This window comes from Nonomuraea cypriaca, assembly GCF_015645445.1.
In the GTDB taxonomy this organism is placed as follows: Bacteria; Actinomycetota; Actinomycetes; order Streptosporangiales; family Streptosporangiaceae; genus Nonomuraea; species Nonomuraea cypriaca.
On sequence record NZ_JADOGI010000321.1, the window covers coordinates 1 to 9810 of the forward strand.

The window sequence follows — 9810 nt, forward strand, 5'->3', positions numbered from 1 at the left end:
CACCCCCGCCATGGACGCCGCCTCCCCCACCCTGGGCACCCACCACTGGCCAAATCCCCCAGATCCGACCCCCAGAACGGACGCTGTCCGGGACGAGAGCGAGGAGCCGGTGCCGAGGGTGGGCGCGGCGCGGTACGAGAGTGCGGAGGGGGCGATCGCGGCGCGGGCCGGGCTCGGCGCGGCCGTGGTCGAGCACCACGAGCTCGGCCCGCCCGCGATCTACGTCCACCTGGCAGGCCTCGGCCGCACGGCGCGTGGTCTGCTGGACGGTGCAGGCGGCTGGCGGGTGGCCGAACCGCTCGGCGAACCGTCCGCCCTCGTCACACTGAGACCTCCGCCGGATGACACGGCCGAGCACGCCGCGGCCCGCGCGGCCGCCACATCCCTGCTGGTCGGCGTCGTCCCGACCGCCCGCGCCCCACTCGACCTGCGCGAACCCGTGCTCCGCGTCTCCCCGCCCCCGAGCACACCCGGAGGCCCTGGCCCGAGCGCTCGCCGCCCGGCCCAGCAGCCTTACGCGCTCACGTCAGGAGGGTCCGAAGGCCGGTTGGCCGTTGGACAGCCTGGGGGACAGGTGGGCGCCGAGGGACTCGGAGATGGTCCAGGCGGTGGCCGTGACCAGCGGTGTGAGCTCGTCCATCCGTTCCTGCGGCATCCGGGTCTCCGGGCCGCTGACGCTGAGGCAGCCGACGACCTTGCCCGTGTGGTCGAAGACCGGGGCGGCGACGGTCCTGATGCCAGGGGTGCGCTCGGCGTACGAGGTGGCGAAGCCGCGCTCGCGCACCTCGTCGAGCTGGGCGCGCAGGAGGCCGGGGTCGGTGATGGTCGCCGGGGTCACGCTGCTGATCGGCGTGGCCAGCAGCCGCTCGCGAGTGGCCTCGGGCACGAAGGCGAGCATGGCCTTGCCGGGCGCGCCGTACACCAGGGGGATGGCCTCGCCCAGCTCGGTGTAGGTGCGGCGCAGCGGCTGGCGGCTCTCCACCTGGTCGACCACCGCGCGCTCGAACGAGGGCAGCAGCTCGTGCAGGCCCACCGTCTCGTCGGTGAGGTCGCGCAGCTCGTGCATCGGCCCGAGCGCGATGTCGCGCAGCGTGGTCGGCACCGCGCCGCTGCGGGCGAGCTGGATCAGCAGCGGGCCGAGGGCGTAACGGCGGTGCGCGGTCTGGCGCACCAGGCGGTTGTGCAGCATCGCGGTGAGCAGCCGGTGGGCGGTGCTGGTGGACAGCCCGGTCGCGCGGGAGATCTCGCTGATGCCCAGCTCGGGTGAGCGCGCGCTGAAGCAGCGCAGGATGGCGACCGCCCGGTCGATCGCCTGGACGGCCGAACGCGCGGCGGCCGGCTCCGGCGGCGCGTCCTCAGATGTCGTCACCGCTCACCTCCCAAGTATTGACGCATTTTGGCCTTCAAAGCATTGACCATCAAGCATGTTACGTTTAGTTTTCCTGTAATACGGAATGATATCCCATAATGCGGGATGGTGAGCGTTCTTGCTGCCACTAGACGGATTCCGAGTCCTCGACCTCACACGCTTCCTCTCCGGCCCGTACTGCACGATGGTGCTGGCGGAGCTGGGCGCGGACGTGATCAAGATCGAGCAACCCGGCACGGGCGACGACTCCCGCCGCCTGGCGCCCAAGATCAACGGCGAGAGTTACCCGTTCGGCATGCCGAACCGGAGCAAGCGCAGCGTGTCGCTGGACCTGAAGGACGAGCGCGGCCGTGAGCTGTTCCTGCGCCTGGCCGAGCGGGCCGACCTGATCATCGAGAACTTCCGGCCGGGCGTCGTGAAGCGGCTCGGGATCGACCACGAGTCGGTACGCGCCCGCCGCCCCGCCATCATCTACTGCTCCATCAGCGGCTTCGGCCAGACCGGCCCCTATCGCGACCGCCCCGGCTTCGACATCATGGCGCAGGGCGCCACCGGCCTGATGCGGATGACCGGGCACCCGGGCGGGCGGCCGGCCAAGGTCGGCATCGCGGTCACCGACATCGCGGCCGGCTCGACCGCCATCTACTCCATCCTGGCCGCGGAGCTGAACCGCCGCGTCACCGGCGAGGGCCAGTACATCGACATCTCCCTGGTGGACGCGGCGCTGGCGTGGACGGTCTGGGAGTCGGGCGCCTACTTCGCCGACGGCGAGGTGCCGCAGGCGACCGGGACCCGTCACCGCAGGTCCACGCCGTACCAGGCGTACCGGACCGCGGACGGGTTCGTGACCATCGGCGCGAACAACGACCGCCTGTGGCGGCGGCTCGTGCTCGACGTCCTGGACCGGCCCGGCTGGCTGGACGATCCCCGCTTCCTGACCCTCGGCGACCGGATGGCGGTCATCGACGAGCTGGAGACGGAGATCGAGGCCATCACCACCACCAGGACCACCGCGGAGTGGATCGAGGCGCTGGACAAGGCGGGCGTGCCCGGCGGTCCTGTGCTCACCTACGACCAGGCGCTCGGCGACCCGCACACGTCCGCCAGGGAGATGATCAGCGAGATGACGCATCCGATCATCGGCCAGATGCGCACGATCTCGCCGCCCGCCAAGTTCGGCGCGCTGCCGTACCGGGTCAAGGGTCCCGCGCCGTGGCTCGGCCAGCACACCACAGAGGTCCTGCGCGAGCTCGGCTGCGCCGAGCAGGACATCGAGCGCCTGTACGCCGACGGCGTGGCCTTCGACCAGCACCCGAACCTGCACGAGGAGTGAGCCCATGTCCGACGATCTACTGCTGGAGCGCTCCGGGGCGGTCGCCACGCTGGTGCTGAACCGCCCGGAGAGCCACAACGCGATCCGCCTCGGCATGTACGAGGAGCTGCCGCGCGTGCTCGACGGCGTCGCGGCGGACCCGGCCGTGAAGGTGCTGGTCGTGCGGGGCGCGGGCACCCGGGCGTTCGCCTCGGGAGCCGACATCAGCGAGTTCCAGGAGGTACGCGGCGACGCCACGAGCGCGCGGTCCTACAACGAGCGGGTGGCCGCCACCGAGCGGGCACTGGCCGGGCTGGCCAAACCGACGATCGCGATGGTGCACGGCTACTGCATCGGCGGCGGCTGCGGACTGGCCCTGGCCTGCGACATCAGGTTCGCCGACGAGCGCGCGCGGCTCGCCATCACCCCGGCCAAGCTGGGGCTCGTCTACAGCCTGGAGTCGACCAAGCGGCTGGTCGACCTGGTGGGGCCGTCGAGGGCCAAGTGGATGCTGATGTCGGGCTCGCAGCTCGACGCCGCGCTGGCGCTGCGCGCCGGCCTGGTCGACGAGGTCACCGCCACGGACGAGCTGGAGCGGCACACGTACGAGTTCGCCGAACTGCTCACCACCCGTGCCCAGTACAGCGTCAGGGCCGCCAAGGAGATCATCGGCCGGATCGTGGACGGCCAGACCGAGGACGACGAGGAGACCGCCGCGCTGCGCAACTCCTCCTTCGACACCGACGACTACGCCGAGGGCGTACGGGCCTTCCTGGCCAAGCGTCCGCCCTCCTTCGAGTGAGGGGGGAGCGGGTGGACCCGAGCATCGACGGCGACGGCCTGCTGGCCCACGTCAAGGCCGCGCTCGACCGGACCGAACCAGGTTTCGGCACGTTCTTCCTGGCCAGGTTCCTGGACCTGACGATCACCTACGACGACGGCGAGCGGTGCTGCGCGGTGGAGCTGCCGTACGCGCCGTACCTGGCCAACCCCCAGGGCTCGCTGCACGGCGGCGTCATCGCCACCGCCATGGACATCTCCATGGGACACCTGTGCCGCCGCTACCTGTCGGTCGCGACCACCGTGGACCTGCAGGTGCGCTTCTTCCGGCCGATCATCGGCGACTGCCGGTGCGAGGCCAGGTTCCTGCGCCCGGGCGGCCGCCTCGTCCACATGGAGTCACGCATGTACGACACCGCGGGGCGGCAGGCCGCGCACGCCACCGGAGCGTGGCACCGCCTGGACCAGAGCACGCCAACAACCAGCATCGGGGGCGCGGGGGACAGGAGTGACCCGCAGTAAGGAGGCCCACGTGCGAAACAAGCCGGCACCGAGAAGCCGCATCACGACGATCATCATGGCGGTGGTGACCGCCCTGACCCTCACCGCCTGCGGCGACGCCGCCACCGGCGGCGAGAAGCCGGAGGACTACCCGAGCAAGGACATGGACTGGACGATCGCGTTCGGTCCTGGCGGCGGCAACGACATCATGGCCCGCAAGCTGATCGACCTGCTCAACAAGCAGAAACTCTACCCGGGCGACATCCGGGTGGAGAACCGCGAGGGCGGCAGCGGGGCGACCGGCTGGGGCTACCTGTTCAGCCATCGCGGCGACCCGTACGGCATCTCCACCACGTCCGGCTCGTTCATCACCACCCCGCTGCAGGCCAGCACCGGATGGACGTACGACGACTTCGTCCCGGTGGGCCTGCTCGCCACCGACAACGCGCTGTTCGTGGTGAACTCCACCAGCGGGATCACCTCCTGGCAGCAGTGGGTGCAGCACGCCAAGACCAAGGGCAAGGTCGCCGTCGGCGGCATCGGCACCGTCAACATCGACTTCATCCTGCACGCGCTGCTCGCCAGGCAGGCCGGCTACCAGATCGACTACGTGCCGTTCAACGACGAGGGGCAGTTGCAGACCTCGCTGCTGTCGGGCGCGCTGGACGCCGCGATGTCCAACCCGGCCGAGATCGCCGGCCAGGTGCGGGCGGGCAAGATGAACGGCCTGATGTTCACCGGCGGCAAACCGCTCGCGTCGCTGCCGGACATCCCCACCGGGGAGTCGCTCGGCTACCGGGACCTGCCGTCGATGCCGCGCGGCCTGATCCTCGCCCCGGACGCCCCCAAGTACGCCCAGGACTGGTGGATCGCGACGATGAAGAAGGTGGTGCGGAGCCCTGAGTGGAAGCAGTATCTGACCGTCAACCAGCTCACCGAGGACCTGCGCTGGGGCCAGGACTTCCACACGTACCTGAAGCAGACGGCCGGCGAGCTGGAAACCGTCCTGCGGGAGCACGGAGCGATCAAATGACCGCCCCGGGCACCCCGGCCGCCAGGCCGAACACACCCGCCGATACGCCCGTCGATACACCGGGCACCCCGGCCACGGCACGCGCGGGCAGGTTCGCGGCGACGTCCTTCACCGCATTCCTCGCCGTGATCCTGGTGATCTTCGCGGTCTACACGCAGCTCGCCATGGGCATGGAGTGGCGGACCACGGCCGGCCGCATCGGCCCCGGCTTCTTCCCCCGCCTCATCGGCGTCGCGGGCATGGCGCTGTGCTGCGTGGCGATCGTCCGCTCGCTGCGCCCGGCCCGTGAAGCCGGTACGGAGGAGGAAGCCGGGCACGGGCGGCACCCGAGGCTGCTCGCGCTGACGTGCGCCGCGCTGGCGGGGTTGCTGATCCTGTTCCTGCCGCTAGGCGCGGTCCTCACCGCCGCGCTGTTCATCTTCGTCCTGTCGCGGCTGCTCGGCCGCCGCACCGTGGTCGCCGACCTGGTTCTCAGCGTGCTGGTGCCGCTGGCCCTGTACCTGCTGTTCGAGGTCGGGCTTGACACCGGCCTGCCGCAGGGCGTCCTACCCCTGCCCTGACGGAGGCCACGATGGACATTCTCGGCAACCTGCTCAACGGCCTCGGCCACGCCCTGTCCCCGGTCAACCTGCTCCTGCTCGGGGCGGGCGTGCTGATGGGCATGGTGGTCGGCGTGATGCCCGGCCTCGGCCCGTCGGCCGGCCTGGCCATCCTGCTGCCGCTGACCTTCGGCATGGACCCGGGCGGCGCCATCGTGATGCTGGCCGCCGTCTACTACGGCGCGATGTACGGCGGGACCATCACGTCCGTGCTCATCAACACCCCCGGCGAGTCCGCGACCGTGGCCAGCACGTTCGACGGCTACCCGCTGGCCAAACAGGGCCGGGCGGGGCCCGCGCTGGTCATGGCGGCGCTGGCGTCGTTCGTCGCCGGCACGGTCGGCACGCTGCTGCTGAGCCTCGCCGCGCCCGCCACCGCGGCCGTGGCGGCCAGCTTCGGCCCGCCGGAGCTGTTCCTGGTGGTGATGGCCGGCCTGCTCGCGCTCATCGTCATCGTGGGCAGGAACATGGTGCTCGGCGCCGTCTCCGCGCTGCTCGGGTTCTGCCTGGCCACGGTGGGCATCGACGTCGGGGGAGGGGAGCAGCGCTACACGTTCGGCTCGACCGAGCTGATCAACGGCATCGACTTCATCCCCGTCGCCATCGGCCTGTTCGGCGTGGGCGAGGTGCTGTGGACGCTCTACAACGGCGGCCACCTGGAACGCCTGCGCTACTTCGACGTACGCGCCCGCGGCGGCCGGTTCTGGCCCACCGCGCAGGACTGGGTGGAGTCGCGCTGGTCCATGGTACGCGGCTCCATCCTCGGGTTCTTCGTCGGCTGCGCGCCCGGGGCGGGGGCCACGGTCGCCTCACTGATGTCGTACAGCGTCGAGAAGTCGGTCTCCAAGAAGCCGGAGCGGTTCGGCAAGGGCGCCATGCCGGGGCTCGTCGGCCCCGAGGCGGCCAACAACGCCGCCACGTCCGGCGCGATGGTGCCGCTGCTCACGCTCGGCCTGCCTGGCTCGTCGGCCACCGCCGTGCTGCTCGCCGGGTTCCTGATGTGGGGGCTGCAGCCGGGACCGCTGCTGATGGAGCAGAACCCGGAGTTCGCCTGGGGGCTGATCGCCAGCATGTACCTCGGCAACGCGGTGCTGCTCGCGCTCAACGTGTTCTGCGTGCCGGTCTTCGCGACCATCGCGCGGGTGCCGTTCCACGTCCTGGCGCCGATCGTGGTCGTCATGTGCGTGCTCGGCACGTACGCCGTCAACAACAGCATCGTCGAGGTCGGCATCATGCTCGCGTGCGGCGTGCTGGGGTTCTTCATGCGCAGGTTCGGTCTGGTGCCGGCGGCGACCGTGATCGCCCTGGTCCTCGGCCCGCTGGCGGAGGAGACCCTGCGCCAGACGCTGATCATCTCCGGTGGCGGCTTCGGCATCTTCGTGCAGCGGCCGACCTCGATCGCGCTGCTCTGCGTGCTGGGCCTGCTGCTGGCGCTGCCGCTCGCCGTACGGACCGCCCGCGCCCGCCGCAGGCCGCCAAAGGACCCGGAGCCGGACTCGGGGCAGGGAGCCGGGGAGGACGGCAGCGGCGAGCATATCGTGGACCGGGCACTGGAGAGCCCGCCGGAGAGGTAGGAGACAACATGCGCCTTGCCACCGTACGCGACGAGCGCGGCGAGATCCCGGTCCTGGTGGACCCCAAACGCGGCGTGGCCGAACTGGCCGCCCTGCTGCCCGGCCACACCGGCGACCTCATGGCCCTGCTCGGCACCGACGCGCCCGACCGCCTGCCCCGCCTCGCGGCGGACGCGCCGGACACCGCGTTCCGCCCGGCCGAGGCGGTCACCTTCACCGCGCCGTACCGGCGGCCCAGGAAGATCTGGGGGATCGGGCTCAACTACGTCGCCCACGCGGCCGACCTCACCGAGACCGTGCCGGAGGAGCCGGCGTCGTTCATGAAAGGAGACCACACCATCATCGGCCCCGGGGACCCCATCCCGTTGCCCAGGCAGAGCGAGCGCGTCACCGCCGAGGCCGAGCTGGGCCTGGTGATCGGCCGCCCGTGCCGCGACGTGGAGCCGGAGGATGCGCTGGACCACGTCTTCGGCGTGACCACGCTGCTGGACCAGACCGCCGAGGACATCCTGGCCCGCAACCCGCGCTTCCTCACCCGGTCCAAGAACTTCCCCGGGTTCCTGTCCTTCGGCCCGGAGATCGTGGAGCTGGCCGAGGTGATCGAGGCCGTGGGCGACCTGGCCGCCGTCGAGGTCTCCACGGTGCTCAACGGCGAGGTGCGCAGGAGCAACACCGTCGGCAACATGCGCTACGACCCGGCGTTCCTGGTCAGCTTCCACAGCAAGGTCATGCCGCTCTTCCCCGGCGACGTCATCTGCACCGGCACGCCGGGCGCGGTCGTGCTGAGCCACGGGGACGTCGCGGAGTGCCGTATCCCCGGCGTCGGCACTCTGCGCAACCCGGTGATCCGCGCGTAGCCGCCCCGGTCCTCAGCTCGCGGCGCGGTACACGATCCGCCCGTTCAGCATCGTCAGCCACGCGTCGACCCCGGACAGGTCCCGCGCGGGCAGGCTCTCGACATCGGCGTCGAGCACCGCCACGTCGGCCAGCTTGCCGGGCGCCAGCGACCCGATCCTGTCCTCCATGCGCAGGGCGTGCGCCGCGTCGATCGTGTGCGCCCGCAGCGCCTCCGCCAGCGTGATCGCCTGCTCGGCCCCGATCGGCAGGCCCTCCCTGGTACGGCGGCGCACCGCGTTCGCGACGGTCTCCATCGGCCGCAGCGACGAGACGAACGAGTCGCTCGACAGGACGGGCCGCAGCCCGGCGTCCAGCTCCTCGCGCATCGGCTGCAACCGGTGCGCCCGCCGCTCCCCGAGCCTGCGCACGAAGTCGCCGCCGCTGTCGTGGAGGAAGTTCGGCTGGTTGACCGGGATCACGCCGAGCGTGGCGAACTCCCTGACCTGGGCGGGCGTCGGATGGCCGCAGTGCTCGATCCGGGGCCTGGCGTCGTCCCCGGAGACCGCCACGGCCGCCTTGATCGCTTCGAGCGAGTAGCCCATCGCCCGGTCGCCCTGGGTGTGGATGCCGACCTGCCAGCCCGCGGCCGCGGCCCGGCGCACGAGATCCACCAGCTCTCCTGGCTGGTGGTAGAGCGACCCCGTGAAGCCCTCGCCGTACGGCTCGTCGAACATCGCGGTCCCGCCGAGCAGCGTGCCGTCACAGTAGAACTTCATCGCCCCGAACCGCAGCCGGTCGTCCCCGAAAGGCCCGGCCAGGCCGATCGAGGTCAGCTCGTCCAGCATGTGCGACAACGGCATGACGACCGTGCGCACCGGCAGCGTGCCCGCGTCCCAGGCGGAGCGGTAGACGAGCAGCTCTCGGCGCGAGACCTGCGGGTCGCACACGGTGGTCACCCCGGCCCGCAGGTACGTCTCCCCGGCCAGCTCCAGCCACGACCGCAACTGCTCCAGGGGGAGGTCGACGTGGAAGTTCGGGCCGTGGCAGCCGATGTCCACGGCGACCGGCAGGAGCAGCTCCATCGCCGAGTCCAGCACCATGCCGGTGAGGCTGCCGCCCTCGTCGCGGACGAACGCACCGCCCGCCGGGTCCGCCACACCGTCGCCGATGCCGCGCCAGGACAGCGCGGCCGAGTTGACCACCGCCTGGTGCCCGGACACGTGGTAGACGATCACCGGGTGCTCGGTGGTGGCCTCGTCGAGCTGCCGCCGGGTGGGCCGGCCGCCGGGGAACTTCGCGTCGTCCATCCCGTACGCCCGGATCCACTGGCCTGCCGGGGTCCTCGCGGCCTCCGCGGCGATCGCGGCGACCAGGTCGGCGGCGCCGCCCACTGCCGGATACCGCGCGTCCACCGCCACCAGCGTCTCGGCGGTGGACAGCAGGTGGTTGTGCGGGTCGATGAAGCCGGGCAGCACGCTGCGCCCGCCCGCGTCGACGACCTCGGCGCCTGGACCGGCCGCGGCCAGCACGTCCGGGTCGCGGCCCACGGCCAGGACCCGGCCGTCCCGCACGGCCACGGCCTCCGCGACCGGGTTGGCGGCGTCCATGGTGAGGACCTTCCCGCCGGTGATGACGGTGGTGGAGGGCGAAAAGGTCACTGCGGTCTCCTTGTCGTGGGGGATCAGAGCGTCGTGCGGTGATCAGAACGTGTCGTGCGGGGGAACGTCGTGCGGGAGGTCAGGGCGTCGTGCGGGGTCAGAATGCGGGGGGTCAGGATGCGGCGGGTCAGTGCGCGGCGGGGTCAG

The 9810-nt window shown here is 71.5% G+C and carries 9 protein-coding genes; 7 read left to right on the forward strand and 2 right to left on the reverse strand.

What is annotated here, in order from left to right:
* Positions 1 to 526 precede the first annotated feature (526 nt).
* On the reverse strand, positions 527 to 1369 hold the full coding sequence (locus tag ITP53_RS60795; protein WP_195902664.1) for an IclR family transcriptional regulator: 843 nt from the start codon (positions 1367 to 1369) through the stop codon (positions 527 to 529).
* A 118-nt stretch (positions 1370 to 1487) separates the two neighbouring features.
* Here ITP53_RS60795 and ITP53_RS50700 point away from each other — a divergent pair, with 118 nt between their 5' ends.
* The 7 genes from ITP53_RS50700 to ITP53_RS50730 are packed head-to-tail and all read left to right on the forward strand — an operon-like array spanning position 1488 to position 8025.
* A complete protein-coding gene (locus ITP53_RS50700) occupies positions 1488 to 2702 on the forward strand; it encodes a CaiB/BaiF CoA transferase family protein (protein WP_195902665.1) in 1215 nt (404 codons plus the stop codon).
* Between the two features lie 4 nt (positions 2703 to 2706).
* Positions 2707 to 3483 carry an enoyl-CoA hydratase-related protein gene (locus ITP53_RS50705; protein ID WP_195902666.1) on the forward strand — a complete coding sequence of 259 codons (777 nt, stop codon included), beginning with the start codon at positions 2707 to 2709 and terminating at the stop codon, positions 3481 to 3483.
* A gap of 11 nt (positions 3484 to 3494) precedes the next feature.
* On the forward strand, positions 3495 to 3983 hold the full coding sequence (locus ITP53_RS50710) for a PaaI family thioesterase (RefSeq protein ID WP_207757582.1): 489 nt from the start codon (positions 3495 to 3497) through the stop codon (positions 3981 to 3983).
* 10 nt (positions 3984 to 3993) lie between these two features.
* Positions 3994 to 4995: a Bug family tripartite tricarboxylate transporter substrate binding protein gene (locus ITP53_RS50715; RefSeq protein WP_328818469.1), complete on the forward strand. Its 1002-nt coding sequence runs from the start codon at positions 3994 to 3996 to the stop codon at positions 4993 to 4995.
* The gene (locus ITP53_RS50720; RefSeq protein WP_195902667.1) at positions 4992 to 5555 is read left to right on the forward strand and encodes a tripartite tricarboxylate transporter TctB family protein; all 564 of its coding nucleotides are present in this window, start codon (positions 4992 to 4994) and stop codon (positions 5553 to 5555) included. Before ITP53_RS50715 ends, ITP53_RS50720 begins: the two co-directional genes overlap by 4 nt.
* 11 nt (positions 5556 to 5566) lie before the next feature.
* A complete protein-coding gene (locus tag ITP53_RS50725) occupies positions 5567 to 7168 on the forward strand; it encodes a tripartite tricarboxylate transporter permease (RefSeq protein WP_195902668.1) in 1602 nt (533 codons plus the stop codon).
* 8 nt (positions 7169 to 7176) lie between these two features.
* A complete protein-coding gene (locus tag ITP53_RS50730) occupies positions 7177 to 8025 on the forward strand; it encodes a fumarylacetoacetate hydrolase family protein (protein ID WP_195902669.1) in 849 nt (282 codons plus the stop codon).
* Positions 8026 to 8037: 12 nt separating this feature from the next.
* Here the strand turns inward: ITP53_RS50730 and ITP53_RS50735 are convergent, their stop codons facing one another.
* Positions 8038 to 9612 (reverse strand): amidohydrolase, encoded by a 1575-nt coding sequence (locus ITP53_RS50735; RefSeq protein ID WP_195902672.1) that lies wholly within the window; start codon positions 9610 to 9612, stop codon positions 8038 to 8040.
* Between the last annotated feature and the right edge of the window lie 198 nt (positions 9613 to 9810).